25 protein-coding genes are annotated in these 19,724 nt (G+C 67.6%); 13 read left to right on the top strand and 12 right to left on the bottom strand.

Annotated features, from left to right (window positions below; all coding sequences use genetic code 11):
- Position 1 precedes the first annotated feature (1 nt).
- Positions 2 to 217, bottom strand: coding sequence for a biotin/lipoyl-binding carrier protein (locus QGN30_RS08090; protein WP_007773063.1), 216 nt, complete (start codon positions 215 to 217; stop codon positions 2 to 4).
- Between the two features lie 259 nt (positions 218 to 476).
- Between QGN30_RS08090 and QGN30_RS25735 the strand changes: the two genes are divergently transcribed.
- Positions 477 to 551, top strand: a complete 75-nt coding sequence (locus QGN30_RS25735) for a 50S ribosomal protein bL37 (protein WP_085976515.1) — start codon at positions 477 to 479, stop codon at positions 549 to 551.
- Positions 552 to 556: 5 nt separating this feature from the next.
- Here QGN30_RS25735 and rsrA read toward each other — a convergent pair whose 3' ends face one another.
- Entirely contained in the window at positions 557 to 871 is a 315-nt protein-coding gene (rsrA, locus tag QGN30_RS08085) for a mycothiol system anti-sigma-R factor (protein WP_008259700.1), read from the bottom strand.
- A complete protein-coding gene (locus QGN30_RS08080) occupies positions 868 to 1,530 on the bottom strand; it encodes a sigma-70 family RNA polymerase sigma factor (protein WP_008259701.1) in 663 nt (220 codons plus the stop codon). Before QGN30_RS08080 ends, rsrA begins: the two co-directional genes overlap by 4 nt.
- A gap of 313 nt (positions 1,531 to 1,843) precedes the next feature.
- On the opposite strand from QGN30_RS08080, the gene QGN30_RS08075 reads away from it, so the two are divergent.
- Positions 1,844 to 2,692, top strand: a complete 849-nt coding sequence (locus QGN30_RS08075) for an SDR family oxidoreductase (protein WP_009952807.1) — start codon at positions 1,844 to 1,846, stop codon at positions 2,690 to 2,692.
- 125 nt (positions 2,693 to 2,817) lie between these two features.
- The gene (locus QGN30_RS08070; RefSeq protein ID WP_009952808.1) at positions 2,818 to 3,276 is read left to right on the top strand and encodes an aminoacyl-tRNA deacylase; all 459 of its coding nucleotides are present in this window, start codon (positions 2,818 to 2,820) and stop codon (positions 3,274 to 3,276) included.
- On the opposite strand, the gene QGN30_RS08065 is transcribed toward QGN30_RS08070, so the two are convergent.
- Genes QGN30_RS08065 through QGN30_RS08045 form a run of 5 tightly spaced genes read right to left on the bottom strand, consistent with a single transcriptional unit; the run spans position 3,263 to position 7,927 of the window.
- On the bottom strand, positions 3,263 to 4,273 hold the full coding sequence (locus QGN30_RS08065; RefSeq protein ID WP_009952809.1) for a zinc-dependent alcohol dehydrogenase: 1,011 nt from the start codon (positions 4,271 to 4,273) through the stop codon (positions 3,263 to 3,265). The two genes, QGN30_RS08070 and QGN30_RS08065, sit on opposite strands and share 14 nt — an antisense overlap.
- 22 nt (positions 4,274 to 4,295) lie before the next feature.
- Positions 4,296 to 4,745 (bottom strand): VOC family protein, encoded by a 450-nt coding sequence (locus QGN30_RS08060; RefSeq protein WP_014380933.1) that lies wholly within the window; start codon positions 4,743 to 4,745, stop codon positions 4,296 to 4,298.
- A complete protein-coding gene (locus QGN30_RS08055; protein WP_014383171.1) occupies positions 4,742 to 5,932 on the bottom strand; it encodes a sulfotransferase family protein in 1,191 nt (396 codons plus the stop codon). Before QGN30_RS08055 ends, QGN30_RS08060 begins: the two co-directional genes overlap by 4 nt.
- 4 nt (positions 5,933 to 5,936) lie before the next feature.
- On the bottom strand, positions 5,937 to 6,686 hold the full coding sequence (locus QGN30_RS08050) for an SDR family NAD(P)-dependent oxidoreductase (protein ID WP_201406011.1): 750 nt from the start codon (positions 6,684 to 6,686) through the stop codon (positions 5,937 to 5,939).
- Entirely contained in the window at positions 6,683 to 7,927 is a 1,245-nt protein-coding gene (locus QGN30_RS08045; RefSeq protein WP_248923213.1) for an alkyl sulfatase dimerization domain-containing protein, read from the bottom strand. The genes QGN30_RS08050 and QGN30_RS08045 overlap by 4 nt, the downstream gene beginning before the upstream one ends.
- Before the next feature lie 42 nt (positions 7,928 to 7,969).
- On the opposite strand from QGN30_RS08045, the gene QGN30_RS08040 reads away from it, so the two are divergent.
- From QGN30_RS08040 to QGN30_RS08030, 3 genes are read left to right on the top strand one after another with little or no spacing between them, the layout of a single operon-like run.
- Positions 7,970 to 8,740: an SDR family NAD(P)-dependent oxidoreductase gene (locus tag QGN30_RS08040; RefSeq protein WP_009952815.1), complete on the top strand. Its 771-nt coding sequence runs from the start codon at positions 7,970 to 7,972 to the stop codon at positions 8,738 to 8,740.
- A gap of 3 nt (positions 8,741 to 8,743) precedes the next feature.
- Positions 8,744 to 9,367 carry a TetR/AcrR family transcriptional regulator gene (locus QGN30_RS08035; protein WP_009952817.1) on the top strand — a complete coding sequence of 208 codons (624 nt, stop codon included), beginning with the start codon at positions 8,744 to 8,746 and terminating at the stop codon, positions 9,365 to 9,367.
- A 23-nt stretch (positions 9,368 to 9,390) separates the two neighbouring features.
- Positions 9,391 to 9,588 (top strand): hypothetical protein, encoded by a 198-nt coding sequence (locus QGN30_RS08030; protein ID WP_050782782.1) that lies wholly within the window; start codon positions 9,391 to 9,393, stop codon positions 9,586 to 9,588.
- A gap of 214 nt (positions 9,589 to 9,802) precedes the next feature.
- Here the strand turns inward: QGN30_RS08030 and QGN30_RS08025 are convergent, their stop codons facing one another.
- The gene (locus QGN30_RS08025; protein ID WP_009952819.1) at positions 9,803 to 10,234 is read right to left on the bottom strand and encodes a PPOX class F420-dependent oxidoreductase; all 432 of its coding nucleotides are present in this window, start codon (positions 10,232 to 10,234) and stop codon (positions 9,803 to 9,805) included.
- A gap of 219 nt (positions 10,235 to 10,453) precedes the next feature.
- Positions 10,454 to 11,218 carry an SOS response-associated peptidase gene (locus QGN30_RS08020; protein WP_009952821.1) on the bottom strand — a complete coding sequence of 255 codons (765 nt, stop codon included), beginning with the start codon at positions 11,216 to 11,218 and terminating at the stop codon, positions 10,454 to 10,456.
- Positions 11,219 to 11,368: 150 nt separating this feature from the next.
- Between QGN30_RS08020 and aroA the strand changes: the two genes are divergently transcribed.
- Positions 11,369 to 12,664 carry a 3-phosphoshikimate 1-carboxyvinyltransferase gene (gene aroA, locus QGN30_RS08015; protein ID WP_029384202.1) on the top strand — a complete coding sequence of 432 codons (1,296 nt, stop codon included), beginning with the start codon at positions 11,369 to 11,371 and terminating at the stop codon, positions 12,662 to 12,664.
- Positions 12,661 to 13,644, top strand: coding sequence for a ribosome small subunit-dependent GTPase A (gene rsgA, locus QGN30_RS08010; RefSeq protein ID WP_009952824.1), 984 nt, complete (start codon positions 12,661 to 12,663; stop codon positions 13,642 to 13,644). The genes aroA and rsgA overlap by 4 nt, the downstream gene beginning before the upstream one ends.
- On the opposite strand, the gene QGN30_RS08005 is transcribed toward rsgA, so the two are convergent.
- Positions 13,628 to 14,104: a winged helix-turn-helix transcriptional regulator gene (locus QGN30_RS08005; protein ID WP_009952825.1), complete on the bottom strand. Its 477-nt coding sequence runs from the start codon at positions 14,102 to 14,104 to the stop codon at positions 13,628 to 13,630. The genes rsgA and QGN30_RS08005 overlap by 17 nt on opposite strands.
- Positions 14,105 to 14,196: 92 nt before the next feature.
- Here QGN30_RS08005 and QGN30_RS08000 point away from each other — a divergent pair, with 92 nt between their 5' ends.
- Genes QGN30_RS08000 through QGN30_RS07980 form a run of 5 tightly spaced genes read left to right on the top strand, consistent with a single transcriptional unit; the run spans position 14,197 to position 18,326 of the window.
- Positions 14,197 to 15,378 (top strand): thiolase family protein, encoded by a 1,182-nt coding sequence (locus QGN30_RS08000; RefSeq protein WP_009952826.1) that lies wholly within the window; start codon positions 14,197 to 14,199, stop codon positions 15,376 to 15,378.
- A gap of 11 nt (positions 15,379 to 15,389) precedes the next feature.
- A complete protein-coding gene (locus QGN30_RS07995) occupies positions 15,390 to 16,349 on the top strand; it encodes a carbon-nitrogen hydrolase family protein (protein ID WP_008259741.1) in 960 nt (319 codons plus the stop codon).
- Positions 16,336 to 16,836 carry a DUF302 domain-containing protein gene (locus QGN30_RS07990; protein WP_014385650.1) on the top strand — a complete coding sequence of 167 codons (501 nt, stop codon included), beginning with the start codon at positions 16,336 to 16,338 and terminating at the stop codon, positions 16,834 to 16,836. The genes QGN30_RS07995 and QGN30_RS07990 overlap by 14 nt, the downstream gene beginning before the upstream one ends.
- Before the next feature lie 60 nt (positions 16,837 to 16,896).
- Entirely contained in the window at positions 16,897 to 17,505 is a 609-nt protein-coding gene (locus tag QGN30_RS07985) for a TetR/AcrR family transcriptional regulator (protein WP_036459576.1), read from the top strand.
- On the top strand, positions 17,502 to 18,326 hold the full coding sequence (locus QGN30_RS07980) for a hypothetical protein (RefSeq protein ID WP_036459578.1): 825 nt from the start codon (positions 17,502 to 17,504) through the stop codon (positions 18,324 to 18,326). The genes QGN30_RS07985 and QGN30_RS07980 overlap by 4 nt, the downstream gene beginning before the upstream one ends.
- Before the next feature lie 94 nt (positions 18,327 to 18,420).
- Here QGN30_RS07980 and QGN30_RS07975 read toward each other — a convergent pair whose 3' ends face one another.
- Entirely contained in the window at positions 18,421 to 19,704 is a 1,284-nt protein-coding gene (locus tag QGN30_RS07975) for a fatty acid desaturase family protein (protein ID WP_009952833.1), read from the bottom strand.
- Positions 19,705 to 19,724 lie beyond the last annotated feature (20 nt).

Here is a 19,724-nt window from a genome sequence, read left to right as displayed (position 1 = left end):
GCTAGCTGATCACCGCGATGAGGTCGCCCGCCTGAATGACGTCGCCCACCGACACGCTCACCTTGCTGACGGTGCCGCCGACCTCCGCAAGGACGGGAATCTCCATCTTCATCGACTCCAGCAGCACCACGATGTCGCCTTTGCCGATCTGATCACCCTCGTTGACAACGACTTCGAGCACGCTGGCCACGATCTCGGCGCGCACATCCTCGGCCATCTTCACCCCACTCGTTTCGGCCTCTGCGCAGGCTGGCCGCTGGTCATCGCTGGTTGTTGGTCCATCGCTGGTTGGTCCATCAACGTTCTATCAGGTCGCCTACATCGAACCACAGGCCCCACCGCGACGACGGCGCCCGGCCCCTCCCGCGGGCCGCACCAGGGCGAAGACACTGCGCGACGCGTCTCATGAGAGACTGGACGACAAGCCAACCGGCGCCAGGCGCCTGGTTTGACAGCAATCAACGGAGGTTCGACCCATGGCCAAACGAGGCCGTAAGAAGCGCGACCGCAAGCACAGCAAGGCCAACCACGGCAAGCGGCCCAATTCCTGAGGACGCTACTGCGTACCCCGGATGATGGTGGTGCGCCGAATCTCGAGCCGTAGCCGCTCGCGCAGGCCCTCCGGGGCCCTCTCACCTTTGCACTTGGTGGCGATCAACGCCTTGATCCGCTCTTCGAGCCCGTAGTGCTTGAAGCAGCCGGGGCACGCCTCGAGATGCCTGCGCAGTTGTTCGCGGGTATCCGGGCCGCATTCACCGTCGAGCAGCAGCCATACCTGGCGGATGACCTCCGCGCAGCCGACGCTGCCGTGGGACTCGTCGTTAGGGCAGGCATCCGCCGAAGCACCGCCCTGGCCGGCGAACTCGCTCATGACGACACCTCCTCGTGCGCCTGCTGACCGCGGTTGAAGCCCCGCTCCTTGGCAACGTCGGCCAACAGGCCGCGCAGTTGCCGTCGACCGCGGTGCAGCCGTGACATTACCGTTCCGATGGGCGTGTCCATGATTTCCGCGATTTCCTTATACGGAAATCCCTCGACGTCGGCGTAATAGACCGCCATCCGGAATTCCTCCGGCAAGGCCTGCAGCGCGTCCTTGATCTCGGAGTCCGGCAGCGACTCCAGCGCCTCCACCTCGGCCGAACGCAGCCCGGTGGAGGAATGCTCGGCATTGGCGGCCAGCTGCCAGTCGGTGATTTCCTCCGTCGGGTACTCCGCGGGCTGGCGCTGCTTCTTGCGGTAGCTGTTGATGTAGGTGTTGGTCAGGATCCGGTACAGCCACGCCTTGAGATTGGTCCCGGCCCGAAACGAGCGGAAGCCCGCGTAGGCCTTCACCATCGTCTCTTGCAGCAAATCCTCGGCGTCGGCGGGATTCCGCGTCATGCGCAGCGCACCCCCATAAAGCTGGTCCAGCAGGGGAATCGCGTCGCGCTCGAACCGCGCCGTCAGTTCCGCGTCCGTCTCTTCGGGCGCCGCGGGTTCGGTGATGGACGGCCCCGCCGCGCTATCGCGGCCATCTAGAGAATCGGCCATATCGATTAACCCGGTCCCTTCTGCCGCGGTGTTACCGGAAAGCACCGAAAGTGCCACCGGACTCGCAAGGACGCCAGCCAACTGCTCCTCGCCTAACAGGCTCGTCGCCGTTGACACCACGCTGCTCCTCCCAATCTAAAGGCTCACCCCGACAGCTTTTGCCCGGGTGTGACCCACCGCATCGAAAACCAATTGGATCAACCGCGCGCGCGATCCGGCTATTTCCGGGCGGAATTCGGCCCGCGATATCGGTGCCCGCTCTCCGGCGTAGACCCCGATCGGGCCGATTCGGGCGTGGCGTTAGTGTGACGCCATGTCCCTCAATGGCAAGACCATGTTCATCTCCGGCGCCAGCCGCGGCATCGGCCTGGCGATCGCCAAGCGCGCCGCGCAGGACGGTGCCAACATCGCCCTGATCGCCAAGACCGCCGAGCCGCACCCGAAGCTGCCGGGAACGGTGTTCACCGCGGCCAAGGAGCTCGAAGAGGCGGGCGGGCAGGCCCTGCCGATCGTCGGGGACGTCCGCGATCCCGATTCGGTCGACGCGGCCGTGGCCAAGACCGTCGAGCAGTTCGGCGGCATCGACATCTGCGTCAACAACGCGTCGGCGATCAACCTGGGTTCGGTCACCGAGGTGCCCATGAAGCGGTTCGACCTGATGAACGGCATCCAGGTGCGGGGCACGTACGCGGTGTCGCAGGCATGCATCCCGCATCTGAAGGGCCGCGAGAACCCGCACATCCTGACGCTGTCGCCGCCGGTGCTGCTGGGCCGCGAGTGGTTGAAGCCGACGGCGTACATGATGGCCAAGTTCGGCATGACGCTGTGCGCGCTGGGCATCGCCGAAGAAATGCGGGACGAGGGCATCGCGTCGAACACGCTGTGGCCGCGCACGCTGGTGGCGACGGCCGCGGTGCAGAACCTGCTCGGCGGCGACGAGGCGATGGGCCGGGCCCGCAAGCCCGAGGTGTACTCGGACGCCGCCTACGTCGTCCTCAACAAGCCGTCCAGGGAGTACACCGGCAACATGCTGCTGTGCGAGGACGTGCTGGTGGAATCCGGCGTCAAGGACCTCTCGACATACGACTGTGTGCCCGGTTCGAAGCTGGGCGTGGACTTCTGGGTCGACGGCGTCAACCCGCCGGGGTACTCGGGGCCTTAGTCGTGATCGCAAGCGCGGCGCAGCCGGGCGCGGCGGGTCACGACCGTCGGAGTTAGTCGTGATCGCAAGCGCGGCGCAGCCGGGCGCGGCGGGTCACGACCGTCGGAGACCAGCGGAGGTAGCCGGTGGGCGGCGCGGCCACTCCGGGCATCGTCGCGTTGATGAAAGCCGGTGTGCCGCACCAGGTTCTGCACTTCGACGCGGTCACCGACCTGTCCGAGTCGTCCGACGTCGCGCCCGAACAGGTCTTCAAGACCCTGATCGTCGCCCTGCCGGGCGAGCTGGCCGTCGCGATCGTGCCGGTGCCGTGGCGGTTGTCGCTGAAGGCGGTCGCCGCGGCGCTGGGTGTGCCCAAGGCCGTCATGGCCGAGCCGGCCGCCGCCGAGCGGGCCACCGGCTATGTGGTGGGCGGCATTTCGCCGTTCGGTCAGCGCAAGCGGCTCCGCACGGTCCTGGACGGCTCCGCGCTGCGCTGGGATCGGATCCTGTGCAGCGCCGGCAAGCGGCATTACGACGTCGCGGTCGCGCCCCGGGACCTGATCCGCCTCACCGGCGCGATCACCGCCGACATCAGCCGAACGTGACGACGACCTTGTCCGCGGCGCCCGGAGTCTGGGCGAGCTCGAGCGCATCACCGACGCTGCCGAACGGGATGGTGTGGCTGACGATCAGCGCGTACTTCTCCCAGTTCGCGACGAGATCCTTGGTCACCTCGAAGATTTCGTCGGGGTAGCCCATGCTCCCGAGCAGGGTGATCTCGTTGCTCATCAGGTTGATGAGGTCGACGGGCACCGGCTCCTTGTGGACGCCGACGATGCCGACGGTGGCGCCCTTTTGCGCCGCGGCGAGCGCGGTGTTGACGACGGCGGGCACACCGGCCGCGTCGAGATAGATGTTCGTGCCGGCCTTCCCGGGGTACATGGAATCGCCCGCGCCGTGCAGTTCGATCAGCCGCGCCACCACGTCCTCGTCGGCGGAGTTGATGACGGCGTCGGCGCCGATCTGCAGCGCCTTGTCCAGCCGGCCGGGGAGCAGGTCCACGACGACGACGTGGCTCACGCCAAGGGATTTGAAGGCCAGCGTGGCGCCCAGGCCGATCGGTCCGGCGCCGAACACGGCGACCTTGTCCGTCGGCTTGGGTCGGCACCGGTTGGCGCCGTGGCGCGCGACGGCCATCGGCTCGTTGAGCGCCGCGACCTCCCACGGGACGTGGTCGGGGATGACCTCGAGACTCGTTCCGCGTACGGCGTTTTCGATGAGCAGGTAGTCGGCGAGCGCGCCGCTGGGCCCGCCGTTGCCGATGATGCCGCTCGGGGCGGCCATCGGGTTGATGACGACGTGGTCGCCGACGGCCAGGCCGCTCACCTTCGCGCCGACCTCGGCGATCTCCCCGGCGGGCTCGTGTCCGAGCGGCGTGTGTCCCTGGCGCGGGGGCAGCCCGCCGATGGTGATGTAGAAGGCGTCCGAGCCGCAGATGCCGCAGGCGCGCATCCGGACCAGTACGTCGTTGGGGCCCACCGTGGGACGCTCGGCGTCGAGCACCTCGGCCTTGCCCGGGCCGGTGACCATTGACATCTTCATCGGTGACTCCTCGGTCTTACGGTCAAGCCGCCATGGATTGCAGAAACCCCGGCCAGTCGGGAAACAGTGCCCGGTCCACGATCTCGATGCGGACTCCAGCCGGGTCGACGTAGTAGGCGAACATCGACAGCGTCTCGCCGCTGGGTCGCGCCTCCAGCCGGTACCCGCTGCGTTCGAGTTGCGCTGCGGCACCGGCCATGTCGTCGACCCAGTAGCCGAGGTGGTGGGCGCCGCCCCTGGGCGGCGGGGTCCAGATCGTGCCGGGCACCGCCTGAATCACTTCCAGGTGCGGTGCGTCCACCGAGTACACAAAGCGGAACGGCACCTCGATGTCGCCGTCCGCGGTGGCCACGCTCAACGCGGCATCGACCGGTTTGGTCCACCGGTACCCCATCACCCTGGTGAGCCGTTCGGCGGCGGCGGCCATATCGTCAACCACCAGCCCGGTGTGATAGCAGTCCGCCGGGTTCATGCTGTGCCTTCCAGTTCGATGTCGAACGTATCGAGATATTCGGCGAAGATCGGTTCGAGCGCTTCGACGGTCAGGCCATACTGGTCGAGGGTGTAGGCATTGAGCGCGAACCGGTCCTGGGGGTGCCCGGCGAGCCAATTGCGCATCCGCGCTTCGGTTTCTGCGGTCAGCGGCTCGTCGGCCCATTCGTAGATGCGCCGCATGACGTCCATCGGGTCACGCATCATCTCGTGGTAGTACATATGGAAGAAGCGCTCGTCGCCGATGCGATCGCGGGCGCGCAGCGGCCGCTGGACGTGGTAGCGCATCTGCGCCATGGCGTTGCGCCCCATGGCATTCAGGTCGATGGCATCGGGATGCAGCACCATCCCCTTGGGCAGCTTCCACAGGTTGCACAGCGACCCCGTCGCCCTGTAGGGGTCGCGGTGCGCCCAGATCAGCCGGGCGTCGGGGAACACCTTGAGCAGCGCCTCGATGTGCACCGAATGCGACGGCATCTTGAGGCTCCAGTTGCCGGGCGCGGTGGACTGCAACACCTGCAGGTAACGCTTCTGATATTCGTACGTGCTGGTCATGTCGGCCTCGTGGAACAGCCATTCGGCGTAGCGCGAGGTCGACAGGAACGAGTCCCAGGACAGCCCCTTGAAATCCTGATTGTGGATGAACATGTCCTCGGTGGGCCCATCGGCGTCTTCCCAGTGCGGCAGCGGCACTTTGGCCTGCGTGACCATGTCCAGGATCTTGCGCTGTTCCTCCAGCAGGGCCAGGCAGCGCGGATCGGTGCGCAGCGCCTCGGTGGTGGCCGGCGGGATCGGGTGCACGCACTGCCAGTGCAGCAGCGAGCGCCGGGCCGGATCCTGGTCGAGCAGGTAACTGATGACCGTGGTTCCAGTGCGGGGCATGCCCAGCACGATCAGCGGTCGCTCGACGGGCGCGTCGAGGACTTCGGGGTGCTCCTGGATGTAGGCGTGGACCTGCATGCGCCGCCCGAGCGCGTCGGTGGCGTCGGTGAGGACCCGTTCGCGGCCGAAGGGGGTGAACGCGGCCGAACTGTTGAGCTCGTCGAGCATGATGGCCAGGCCGTCTCGCCAAGAATCGGAATCGATTTCGGTGAGGCCGGTGCGCTGTGCGGCCAGCTTGAAGACGTCGTCGGTGGTCGAGACGTTGTCGAAGTTGTTGTCGCTCATCGTTTCAGACCGTCAGGTATCCGCCGTCGACGGCGATGGTGGTGCCGGTGATGTACGAGGCGGCGTCGGTACACAGGAACAGCGTCGCGCCGGCGCAGTCCTGGGGCGTGCCGGGCCTGCCCAGGGGCGTGTGGAAGCCGATCTCGACGTCCATCACCTCGGGAATGCCCATGGCCGGGTGGGTCATTCGGGTGTCGATGAGGCCGGGTGCGATGGCGTTGACCCGGATCCCGTCGTTGGCCCACCGCCGCGACAGGTTCATCGTGAGGGCGAGCAGGCCCATCTTCGACGAGGCGTAGCCGGGGACGAACACGGCGGAGCGGAACGCGGACATCGACACGACGCTGACGACGCTCGCCCCGCCGGGAGCCTGGCTGGACTTGAGCAGGTCATGGCAGCGCATGGTCAGCCGCATCGGGCCGAACATGTTCTGCGTCACCGACGCGACGTATCCGTCCGGGTCGTATTCGTCACCCGCCGGGTAGGGGCCGCCGGCGTTGTTGATTAAGATGTCCAGTTCATCCAGCGAATCCGCCAGGGCGTCAACCGATTTCGGGTCCTGTATCTGGCATTGGCGGTAGGTGTAGGCGCTCAGATCCGTCTCGGAATAGTCCGTGGCGGACCCGCGGGTGCCGGTGACGGTGACGGCCGCGCCCGCCCCGGCGAATGCGGCGGCGATGGCGTTGCCGATGCCGCTGGTGCCGCCGGTCACCAGCACGGTGGCGCCGGTGAAATCGAAGTTGACGGTGTTCATTCGGGTGACCTCAGTTCGTTGATGGATTTGGTGAGCCACGCTTTTTCCCAGAAGTTGTCGGCGTCGGCCAACAGTGCCTCGTGGGCTTCGGCGGCGACGGCACGTGCCGCCGCGTGCAACGGCTGGGCGGCCAGGATCAGGTCGGTGAGGTGGATGGCCTGCACCGGCCGCCCGACCGCCAGGTGCGCGCGGGCCGCGTCCACGAGCGCGTCGGCCCCGGCGGCGCTCACCACATCGGCCGCAACGGAATCCGGTGCGATCCCATACAGTTCGGTGGTGGAGCGATGCCGGAACCACCCGGTGTACATCTCCCAGATGGCGCGCACGTTCCACGAGGTCTTGCCGTACCCTTCACCGATGTCGAGGTGCTCGGGCACGGTGACCTCGCGCATCGCGGTATGGACGTCGGCGCCGGAATTCATCAGTTCGGCGGTGCGGTCGTGCACGGCCTGCATGGCGTCACGCATCGCGCTGACTTCCTCCGCGATGCGGTCGGCGCCCTCGATCGGGTCGAAGTGGCCGGTGATCAGCCGCTGCGGTCCGTAGTCGAGCACGGTGTTCAACGACTCGATGTAGAGAATGGGATCGCGATAGCGGTCGCCGCGGATGGTCATCAGATTCGGGACATGCCCGAATAGCGGGCCGAACAGGTTGCCGGTGAACAGGATTCGCTCCTGCGGCAGCCACACCACCAGTGCGTCGGTGGTCTCGCCGCCCGGCGTCCACGCCAGCTCGAAGGTACGCCCTCCGACGGTGATGTTGTGGCGCTGGTCGAAGGTCGTCGTCGGCTCGGGGAACGAGAAGTCGATGGTCGCGGGGTCGAGGGTCTTGAAGTGCTCGAGCACGGCGTCGGAGAACTTCTGGAAGGCGAACGACGTCTTGGGCACCCGGTAGCCCATGAGCAGTGTGTTGTCGTCGCGCCAGTACCGGTAGTTGCGGTGCATCACGACGTTGGTGCCCTCGTCGCGCAGCGCGTTCACCCCGCCCCAATGGTCCGCGTGCCCCTGGGTGACGATGATGGCCCGTGTCGGGCCCGGCACCTCGGCAAAAGCCTTGCGGTGCAGCGGCCCCTCGAAGACCAGCCCGCTGTTGACGATGACCCGCCCCTCGTCGGTGGCCACCGCGTAGGCGTTGGAGACGCCCGGCGACATCCAGACGCCGTCGCCGAGGGCCAGCGCGGGCGTGTCCGTCGCCGCCGACAGGTCGCCGGCCCCGGGCCGCTCCCGATGAATCCCAGCCATGACTGGCGATCCTCTACAGTTCTAGAGGTAAAGTCAATATCCATGGGATTGCAGGGTCTGATCGACAAGGTGGCAGTCGTGGTCGGCGGCGCCACCGGCATCGGCGCGGCGACGGCCGCCCGTCTCGCCGGCGAAGGCTGCCGGGTAATCGTCGGCGACGTCGCCGACGATTGCGCGCGGCGGACGGCCGAACGCATCGCCGCGACCGGCGGCGCGGCGACGCACGTGGCCTTCGACCTGGCGGATCCCGCGTCGGTCGCGGCGCTGATCGACACCGCCGCAACGACTTTCGGCGGCGTGGACCTGCTGTTCAACGTGGGCGCCGACATGAGCATCATCCGGGCCGACACCGACGTGGTGGACATCGATTTCGACGTCTGGGATCGGGTGATGGCGGTGAACCTGCGCGGGTATGTGGCCGCGATGAAATACGCCATCCCGAGAATGCTGGACCGCGGCGGCGGGGCCATCGTCAACATGTCGTCGGCGGCGGCGTTCCAAGGAGAGCCCGCGCGCCCGGCCTATGCCACCGCGAAGGCAGGCATCGGCGCGCTCACTCGCCACGTCGCGTCGCGGTGGGGGAAGGACAACATCCGGTGCAACGCGGTCGCGCCCGGCTTCACCGCGACCGAGACCATCCGCTCGGTGCCGCAGTGGCCGGACCTGGAGGCCGGCGCGCTCAAGCGCATTCGCGGACCGCGCGTCGGCGAGCCCGGCGACATCGCCGCGCTGGTCGCCTTCCTGCTGTCCAGGGAGGGCGAGTGGATCAACGGTCAGGTCGTCAACATCGACGGCGGCACCGTCCTTCGGTGACCCATGGCCGCCAGTACGAGATCCCGCAAGCGCGACGGCGATGAACGCCGCCGCGACCTGTGCGACGCGGCGATCCGGGTGCTGGCCGAGCACGGATCGCGTGGACTCACCCATGGGCAGGTCGACCGCTGCGCCGGCGTCCCCGAGGGCACCACGTCGTACTACTACCGCACCCGCACGGCCCTGCTGCGCGGCGTCGGCAAGCGGGTGGCCGAGATCGACGTCGCAAATTTGCAGTCGGTGATCGATGAGCCGGTCGACCCGGTCTCGCCGTTCGCGCACCTGGCCCGGCTGACCATGATGCAGGCCGACGGGACCGGGCTGATGCTGAACCGGGCGCGCCACGAGTTGCTGCTGGGCGCCGCGCGCGATCCCGATCTGGCCGAGACGGCGCAGGTGTTCGTCGCCCGGATCAACGCGATGGCCCGCGACGCCATCGCCCATCTGCAGCCGGACACCCGCGACCCCGAACTGCTGGCCGCGCAGACCACCGCCGTCACGACCTTCATCGCCGGCATCTTCACCCGGCTGGCCGCCGGCGACCGCACCGTCGGCGCCGCCGAGCAACTCACCCACCTGCTGGAGGCGGTGGCCACCGCCGTGGCGCTCGCGGCGCAGCGGGGTTAGGCGCCGCGGCGGGTCTGCTGGCCATGGCTGGGCCGTTGACGATTGGCGTGGGCGTCAGCGACGCCGACACGATTCAGACGGAGGGCAATTACCCGACGCGCGAGGCGTGCCAGAACGCGGGCCCAGGCGTGAAGGCCACGGCGCCGGGAAGCTGGAACAACTTCTGGTGCGTTGCGGACCGTAACGTCAACGGCAACTGGAAGTCGGTGCTCAGCAACTGATCCGGCCGTCAGGCGTTGCGCCCCTCGGGTGCACGTGTCATTCGGCGACGCTCCGAACGCGAACAACGACTCGCCGAGGAGCGTTTCGTCGTCAAGCCTGCACCTACACCTTCCACCACCCGGAAAAGCTGCTGCGCGACGGAGGCGACGATGAGGCGGTATAGCTCAACACGTCCCCATTTGCGAGGATGACGAACCTATGTGAACTTGACGTTCATGCCGCCCATGGGCCCACGCCGCCGACTTTCTCGATCGTGATGTGAGTCAGGTATCCGGGGGGTGCGTCAGGCGGGGGGAACCCCGTGCCGGGGCCAAAGATAGTCGTGGCGATCTTGTCGAGTAGTTCGGGAGCACCGCCCTCCTCGACGCGCGCCGTGCCCCTGATCAACAGATAGGGCGTCTGCGGCCCGCTGCGGTCGGTGGACGCGATGGTCACCGCCACACGGGGATCACGCCGGATGTTGCGGATCTTCTGATGTTCCTGCAGATGAGCGGTGACGAGCTCGTCACCGCCGTCGGCTGTACTCTGCACCGTCACCCAGACCAGGCTGACTTGCGGGCTTCCGTCGCGATTGATCGTGACAAGCGTGGCCGGGTCGGAACCGATGAGTTGGCGTGCGCTGTCGTTGAGTTTCGTGATGTTCATTGTGTTCTCCTGATTCGTCGTGGTTCCGGGCGTTTCGGCTGTCTATCCATACGACGAAGAAGCTGTGCGTGATCCGACAACCCGGCCATCGCGCTGCTGGCGGCCGGCGAAGAACTACGGAAGCGCAAAAGACGACGCGAAATCGCGCCTGCCCTTAGGCAAATCGGTTATTCAGACGTCCACGCGGTCCCGAGCGCAGTAATAGCGGCCAGCCGAGCGCTACAGGATTTTCATCTGCTCGGGCTCCGGCTCGGCCGGCTCGAGTAGCTGCGGGCCGTTGTTGCGCACGTTGTTGACCAGCGTCGACACCTCACGCGTGCGGATGGCGCGCACGTCGGGCGTGCGGGCCAGCAGTTTTTCGTCGATCGGGGCGTCGGGGTCGAGCCATCGGTCCCAATCGCGTTCGGGCATCACCAACGGCATCCGATCGTGGATCTGCGCGAGCTCCCCGGGCGCGTCGGTGGTGATGATTGTGCAGCTCAGCAGGGGCGACGCGTCCTTGGCCGGCTTCCATACCGACCACAGGCCCGCCATGAACAGCGGCTCGCCGTCCTCCCGGTACATGAAAAACGGTGTCTTGCGAGACTTCTTGCCGGCCGCGGCGTCGGAATTGACCCGCCATTCGTAGTAGCCGTCCATCGGGATCAGGCAACGCTTGGACTTGGCGCTGGTCCGGAAGGCCGGCGAGCTGGTGACCTTGTCGGCGCGGGCGTTGATCAGCATCGGACCCTTGGTTTCGGGCGCGCCGTCGGCGCCCGCCTTGGCCCACGGCGGCACCAAGCCCCAGCGCATCAGCCGCACCCGCCGCGTCGGCTCGTCCTCGGGTTCGGAATGCCGGCTGACGACGGTCGCGATGGTCGAGGTCGGAGCCACGTTGTAGTTGGGCGCGCTCGAATCGGCGTCGGCGCCGGTGGTCTCGTCGATCGCCTTGATCTTCTGGGCCAACAGGGCCGGGTCGGTCGTGACCGCAAACCGTCCGCACATACCTCCATGGTGGCAGAAGCCACGGGACTCCTATGGGTGGCAGAAGCCACGGAACTCCTATGGGTGGCAGAAGCCACCGAACTCCTGTGGGTGGCAGAAGTCGCGAACTCCTATTGGTGGCAACAACCGGTGACAGGCGATGATGGACCGGTGACTACGTGGACGGCCCCCCGGGCACCGCAACCGGTGCACGCGACCGTGACCGTTCCCGGTTCGAAATCGCAGACCAACCGGACCCTGGTGCTGGCGGCGCTGGCGGCGGCGCAGGGCCAGGGCACCCCGACCATCAGCGGGGCACTGCGCAGCCGGGACACCGACTTGATGATCGGCGCGCTGCGCACGCTGGGCCTGCGCGTCGACGGCGACGGGACGGAGTTGACGGTCAGCGGCCGCGTGGTGCCGGAACCGATGGCACAGGTCGATTGCGGCCTGGCGGGCACGGTGCTGCGGTTCGTCCCGCCGCTGGCGGCGCTCGCCGAATCGATCGTCGAGTTCGACGGCGACGAGCAGGCCAGGGCGCGGCCCATCGCGCCGCTACTCGACGCGCTGCGCGGGTTGGGCGTGCGGATCGATGGCTCGGGTCTGCCGTTTCGGGTCCTGGGCACCGGCGCGGTCCCCGGGGGCACCGTCGAGATCGACGCCTCGGCCTCGTCACAGTTCGTCTCCGGGTTGCTGTTGTGCGCGGCCTCTTTCGCCGAGGGGCTGACGGTGCGGCACACCGGTTCGGCGTTGCCGTCGGCGCCGCACATCGCGATGACGGTGACGATGCTGCGCCAGGCCGGCGTCGACGTCGACGACTCCGTCCCCAACCGCTGGCGGGTGCGACCCGGGCCGGTCGCGGCCCGGCACTGGGTGGTCGAGCCGGACCTGACGAACGCCGTCCCGTTCCTGGCGGCGGCCGTCGTCACCGGCGGCGCGGTGCGCATCACGGGCTGGCCGGCGAACAGCGTGCAACCCGCCGAGCACATCCTGGCCGTGTTGGGCAAGTTGAATGCTGTTGTCACCCAACATGATTCGCACCTGGAGGCGCGCGGCTCCGGGGACTACGGCGGTTTTGACGTCGACCTGCGCGCGGTCGGCGAGCTGACCCCGTCGGTGGCCGCCCTGGCGGCGCTGGCGGCCCCGGGCTCGGTGTCGCGCCTGTCCGGCATCGCCCACCTGCGCGGCCACGAGACCGATCGGCTCGCCGCGCTGAGCGCCGAAATCAACCGCCTGGGCGGCGATTGCACCGAAACGCCCGACGGCCTGGTGATCACCGCGACACCGCTGCGGCCGGGCGTCTGGCGCGCGTACGCCGACCACCGGATGGCGATGGCGGGCGCAATCGTCGGGCTTCGGGTAGCCGGCGTCGAGGTCGACGACATCGGCGCCACCACCAAGACGCTGCCCGACTTTCCGCGGCTGTGGGCCGACATGCTGACCGCACAGGAAGACCGCGGCATGTGAAGCCCGGCGACTACGACGAGTCCGACGTCAAGATCCGCTCCGGCCGGGGTTCGCGGCCGCGGACGAAGACGCGTCCCGGGCACGCCGACGCCCAGGCCGCCATGGTGGTCAGTGTCGACCGCGGCCGCTGGGGGTGCGTGCTGGGCGGCGACGTCGACCGTCGGGTCACCGCCATGCGGGCCCGGGAACTGGGCCGCACGCCGATCGTCGTCGGCGACGAGGTCGATGTGGTCGGCGATCTGTCCGGGCGGACGGACACGCTGGCCCGCATCGTGCGCCGCGGTGAGCGCCGAACTGTGTTGCGGCGCACCGCCGATGACACCGATCCGACCGAACGGGTGGTCGTCGCCAACGCCGACCAGCTACTGATCGTGGTGGCGCTCGCCGACCCGCCTCCCCGCACCGGGCTGGTGGACCGGACGCTGATCGCCGCCTATGCCGGCGGACTCACCCCGATCCTGTGCCTGACCAAGACCGACCTCGCCCCGCCGGAGCCGTTCGCGGAGCAGTTCGTCGACCTGGATCTGACGGTGGTCGTCGCGGGCCGCGACGATCCCCTGCTCGCCGTGGCGGATTTGCTCGCCGGCAAGATCACCGTGCTGCTCGGGCATTCCGGCGTCGGCAAGTCAACGTTGGTGAACCGGCTGGTGCCCGACGCGGACCGCGCCGTCGGCGACGTGACCGACATCGGCCGGGGGCGGCACACCTCCACGCAATCGGTCGCGCTCCCACTGGCGACGTCGGGCTGGGTGATCGACACGCCGGGCATCCGCTCCTTCGGGCTGGCCCATATCCAGCCCGACGACGTCATGATGGCGTTCTCGGATTTGGCGGACGCCATCGAGGACTGTCCGCGCGGCTGCGGGCACATGGGCCCGCCGGCCGACCCCGAGTGCGCGCTGGACACACTGACCGGGCCCGCCGCCCGCCGCGTCGCGGCCGCCCGCCGACTGCTGGCCGCACTCAACCAGGCTTCTTAGCCAGCCGCATGCCGAGCTCATCCGGCGGCACCAAATGTCCCTCGGCGCACCGGATTTCGACGCTGACCTCGGCACCGCAGCCCACGTGTGTCAGCCGCAGCCGGTGACGCCCCGGCAGATGATGCCTCCCCCACTCGAACATCGCCCACACCACCGGCATGAAATCGATGCCCGCCTGGGTGAGCACATACTCGTCGCGGCTGCGCTGGCCGGGCTCCCGATAGGGCTGGCGCCGTAGCAGTCCGAGCTCGACGAGCTCGGCCAGCCGCGCCGAGGTGGCGGCCTTGGTGATGCCCACCCGGCGGGCGAAGTCGTCGAAACGAGTGGTGCCGTAGTACGCCTCGCGCATGATCAGCATCGCGGATTTGGTACCGACGACCCCCATCGTCTTTTCGATCGCGCACTCGCCCACCGCCGACCAGGCGTCGCGGTCGGCCAGCGGCCCCTGCAGCAGTGTCATCTAAATCACCTCCCCAGCTGGGTTGCTTTCAGCATACCGAGGTGTTTATCTGAGTATAGCTTGATATACCCAGATGGACTCGAGGAGGAGCCATGAACCAGGGTCGCGACGCCGTCATCGTCGGAGCAGTGCGCACGCCCATCGGCAAGGGCAAGGCCAGTGGCGCGCTGCACGATGTGCTGCCCGCCGACCTGCTCGCGCACAGCCTGCGCGAGCTGGTGACGCGCACCGGTGTCGATCCGGCACAGGTCGACGATGTCATCGCCGGCGCCGTCACCCAGGTCGGTGACCAGGCCGTCAACATCGCCCGCAATGCCCTGCTGGGCGCGGGATTCCCGGAGACGGTGCCCGGTGTCACCATCGACCGCCAGTGCGGTAGCAGCCAGCAGGCCATCAGCTTCGCGGCACAGGGTGTGATCGCCGGCGCCTACGACCTGGTGATCGCCGCCGGCGTGGAATCGATGGGGCGCGTCCCGATGGGCAGCCAGGTGTCACCGGGCAGCAACCCGTTCGGCGAGGGGATGGACGCGCGCTATCCCGAGGGCCTGGTGCCCCAAGGCATCAGCGCCGAACTGATCGCCGCGAAGTGGGGCTTTTCGCGCACCGAACTCGACGAGTTCTCCGCGGGCAGCCACGAGAAGGCGGCCCGCGCCACCAAGGACGGGCTATTCGACAACGAGCTCATCCCGATTGCCGGGCTCGCCACCGACGAGATCATCCGCCCCGGTACGACGGTGCAGACCCTATCCGGATTGCAGCCGGCGTTCTACAGCGAGGCGGCCAAAGCCCGTTTCCCGCAGATCAATTGGGAGATCACCCCGGGCAACTCGTCGCCGCTGTCCGACGGCAGCGCCGCGGTCATGATCACCAGCAGCGAGGTCGCCCAGAAACTGGGCCTGCGCCCGCTGGCCCGGATCCACACCACCACCGTGGTGGGCTCCGACCCGCTCTACATGCTGACCGGCGTCATTCCCGCCACCGAGAAGGTGTTGTCGAAAGCCGGGCTCACGCTGGCCGACATCGACCTGTTCGAGGTGAACGAGGCGTTCGCGCCCGTGGTGCTGGCCTGGGCGCACGACACCGGAGCCGATCTGGCCAAGACCAACGTCAACGGCGGAGCGATCGCGATTGGTCATCCGTTGGGCGCCAGCGGCGCTCGCATCATGACGACGCTGGTGAACGCTTTGGAGCAGCGCGGTGGCCGGTATGGGCTGCAGACGATGTGCGAGGGCGGCGGCATGGCCAACGCCACCATCATCGAGCGACTGGGCTAGGAGACGGGGCGATGGACGTAATCCGCGCCGCCGCAGTGCAGCTCAGCCCCGTCCTTTACAGTCGCGAGGGCACCGTGGAAAAGGTGGTCGGCAAGATCGCGCAGCTGGCACGCCGCGACGTGCAGTTCGCGACATTCCCGGAAACGGTGATTCCCTACTACCCGTACTTCTCGTTCGTCCAGCGCCCCTTCGAGATGCGACCGGAGCACCTGCGGCTCCTCGACCAGGCCGTGGCGATCCCGTCGCCGGCGGTCGACGCGATCGCCGAGGCCGCCCGTGCGGCAGGCATGGTCGTATCGATCGGTGTCAACGAGCGCGACGGTGCTTCGCTGTACAACACGCAGTTGTTGTTCGACGCCGACGGCACCCTGCTGCAGCGCCGCCGCAAGATCATGCCGACCTACCACGAACGGATGGTCTGGGGCCAGGGCGACGGTAGTGGGCTGCGCGCGGTCGACAGCGCAGTCGGGCGCGTCGGACAGTTGGCGTGCTACGAACACTTCAATGCATTGGCCCGCTACGCCTTGATCGCCGACGACGAGCAGATCCACTCGAGCATGTTCCCCGGATCTTTCGGCGGCGACCTGTTCGCGCGGCAGATGGAGATCAGCGTGCGCAATCACGCGCTCGAGTCGGGCGCCTTCGTCGTCAACGCGACCGCGTGGCTCGAAGCGGATCAGCAGGCGCAGATCATGGCCGACACCGACTGTCCGATCGGACCTATCTCGGGCGGCCACTTCACCGCGATCATCACGCCCCAGGGCGAATACGTGGGTGAGCCGCTGCGCACGGGCGAGGGCGACGTCATCGCTGACCTCGACTTGTCGTTGATCAACACGCGGAAGGCGCTGATGGATGCCGGCGGCCACTACAGCCGGCCCGAAACGCTCAGCCTGCTCATCGATCGCACCCCACGTACCCAGGTACACGAGAGCATCGGACCAGAGGAGGTCGAAAGTGTCTGCGTCTGAAACCAAGTTCGAGGGCATTCGGGTGCGCTACGACAGCGCCAAGAGCTATGACGCGCTGGTCGGCGCGCTGCTCGCCGACATCGGAGAAAGCCCGGTGCCGATCGACGACATTACGACGACGACCGGCGACTGGCAGGAATACGAGGGTCGAATCCAAAACCACGCCGGCCCAAGTGGATTCATGTTATTCGGCACGGTCGACCACGGCGCCTGGATCACCAAGGCCGGCATCGACCGCAAGGCGTTGCGCGTCATCCTCGGCAACCCGCTGATCGCCATCACCATGCTGCGCCACGACGTCAAGGCCGGATTGTTCGCCCCGGTCGAGCTGTTGGTCGCCGACGAGGGCGACGATGGCAGCAGCGTGACCTATGTCAAGCCGTCGTCGCTGATGGTCGTCGAGCCCAATCCCGAGTTGCTCAGCGCCGCCGAGCAACTCGACGCCAAGCTGGCGGCACTGGCCGAAAAGGTGACCGGCGGCTCCTGACGACCAAATTCGCTGACGCCCGTCATTGACGGGCGTCAGCGATTGGCGTACCGTGCCTGCATGGCGTCGGCACGCGCAGCATCCCCGGCCAACTCTGCAGCCGCGAGCGTCCGGGAGGCCCGGCGGCTCGAGACGCGGGCGCGCCTGTTCGACGCGGCGTTGTCCGAGATCTCGCAACGCGGGTTCGCCGCCGCCGACGTCAGCGCCATCGCCGCCGCGGCGGGCGTGGTGAGGGGGACGTTCTACTTCCACTTCCCCACCAAGGAGCACGTCCTTATCGAGGTGGAGCGCAACGAGGAGACCCGGATCATCAGCGAACTCGGCGATGCCAAGGGCGATCTGGCCTCCGTGCTGTCACAAGTTGTACAGCACGTTCTGCGTGCCGAACGCCGGCTGGGCGACGCCGTTTTCCGCGACATGCTCGGGTTGCATTTCTCCTCGACCCGTCCGGTCGAAGACGAACTGACGCAGCATCCCCTCGCCCAGTTCCTGGTGGGCGTGATCGGCCGGGCCCAAGACGAGGGACAGGTGCCCGCCGACGCCGACGCGGCGGAACTCGGAACGTTCTTCCTCACCGGGCTTTTCGCGCTGCTGTCCACCGGAGCGCACGACGAAGCGCTGTTGGGCCGTTACGTGGCAACGATTGTCAAGGGAATGGAGAGACGATGAATCGCACGGGCATCGAGGGCTACCGGGACTTCCTGGCCCGCCGCGACGGCGAGGCCGACCTGCTCAACAGGCGGCTGGCGAACCGAGAGCGGTTCTTCGGCGAACTCGAAGCCAGCCCCGTCCGGTCGGCCCATCCCGCCGACCGACAGACGTTCCTGCGCAACCTGCGCCGCCGGCGACCCGAACCCGGCCTGGACCCGAAAATGCTGTTCCTGCTGGCGACCGCCAAGCTGAATCAGGCCGAGCGGTTCGGCGTGGGACTCGGCGAAACCTATGGGCGTAACAGCGACGAGAGCCTGCCGCCCGAGAACGTCTACCTCGAACTCGAGGAGCACTACCACACGCGGCTGCTCGCCTACGCGCTGGACGTCTTCGATCTCACCTTCCAGGTTGTGCCCCCGCCTTTCGTGATGCGCCAGTTCGTCAAGACGAGCGTATTCCTGCCCGAACGGCTCGGCTTCCTGTTCGTCGGGGCCGCAGAGATGGCCGGCTGCATCATGTTTGACGAACTGCGCCGCGTGGGCGGAAGGCTCTTCGCCGACGAACCGGACGTCGCCCAGCGAATCGAATTGCTCTACAGCGAGATCCTCACCGACGAAATCGGCCACGTCGGCTACTGCGCGTCACGCTGCACGTCGGCCGAGCGGGCGATCATGCGCCGCATCTACCCGTACATCGGTCGGCTTTTCGCGCGCCAGACCGCGGAGATCGGCCTGCTCGTCGACAAGAAGGCGTTGGCCGCGCGGCTCGACCGGCCCTTCGACGTCGGCGAACTCACCGCCGGCCTGGGCAACGAGACCTACCTCGTCGCGCACCCCTGACGACGCCCGCGGCGAGCGTGCACTCAGGGCGAAAAGTCAGCGAAATATTCGCCGCCAGAACACGTTCGGCGAGAACCTCTAGGCAGCAAGCGCCCTAGGCGGCGAGGCCGTCGTCGACACTGCGCGCGACGGCCGCGCGCTTCCCGCGCCGCCAACCGCGCACGGCGGCGATCGCGGACTTCAAACCGCGGCGGCGGCCGGTGGCCGGATCGGTACCCAAGAAACCCGGCTCGAGTTCGTCGAACATCCGCTCGCTGCGGGTCTCCGGGGCGTTGTCGGCGTCGTCGCGCAAGTACTTGTTCGGCAGCGACAGCTTGGCCAGCGTGCGCCACGTCTTCGCGTACTGGAACAGGAAAGACCCTGTGGTGTAAGGCAAGTCGTACTTGTCGCAGACCTGGCGCACCCGCACCGAGATCTCGTGCAGCCGGTTGCTCGGCAGGTCCGGGTACAGGTGGTGCTCGATCTGGTGGCACAGGTTGCCGCTCATGAAGCGCAGGGCGGGGCCCGCCTCGAAGTTGGCGCTGCCCAGCATCTGGCGCAGGTACCACTGCCCCTTGGTCTCGCCGATCATGTCGGTCTTGGTGAATTTCTCTGCGCCGTCGGGGAAATGGCCGCAGAAGATCACCGCGTTGGCCCACACGTTGCGAATCACGTTGGCAAGCGCGTTGGCCTTCAGCGTGGACATGTAGGTGGCTCCGGGTGACAACGAGGTCAGCGCGGGGAACGCCACGTAGTCCTTGAACACCTGCCGCCCGGCCTTGGCCAGGAACTCGTCGACCCGCTCCCGGGCTTCGTCGTTGTCCATGCGTCGCTTGGCGATCTTGCCGAGCTCCACGTGCTGCAGGCCGACGCCCCACTCGAAGAGGAGGGCCAGCAGAGTGTTGTACACCAGGTTGAAGATGTTGAAGCGCTTCCAGCGCTGGTCGCGGGTGACGCGCAGCAGGCCGTAGCCGACGTCGTCGTCCATCCCGAGGATGTTGGTGTACTTGTGGTGCACGAAGTTGTGGGTGTAGCGCCAGTGCTTGGACGACCCGCTCATGTCCCACTCCCACGTCGAGGAGTGAATCTCCGGATCGTTCATCCAGTCCCACTGCCCGTGCATGACGTTGTGGCCGATCTCCATGTTCTCGACGATCTTGGCCACGCCCAGGGTCACCGTCCCCGCCCACCAGGCCGAGCGCCGCGAGCTGGCGGCCAGCAGCAGCCGGCCGGTTACCTCGAGCGCGCGCTGGGCCGCGATGGTGCGGCGGATGTAGCGAGCGTCTCGCTCGCCGCGCGAGTCTTCCACGTCCTGGCGGATGGCATCGAGCTCAACGGCCAGGTTTTCGATATCGGCGTCCGTCAGATGGGCGAATACGTCGACGTCACTGATCGCCATCGTCGTCATCTCCCTGCGGT

Source organism: Mycobacterium sp. 3-98 (genome assembly GCF_035918355.1).
GTDB lineage: Bacteria > Actinomycetota > Actinomycetes > Mycobacteriales > Mycobacteriaceae > Mycobacterium > Mycobacterium intracellulare.
Note: the sequence above shows the minus strand (reverse complement) of the source record. Positions and strands in the feature narration are given on the sequence as shown.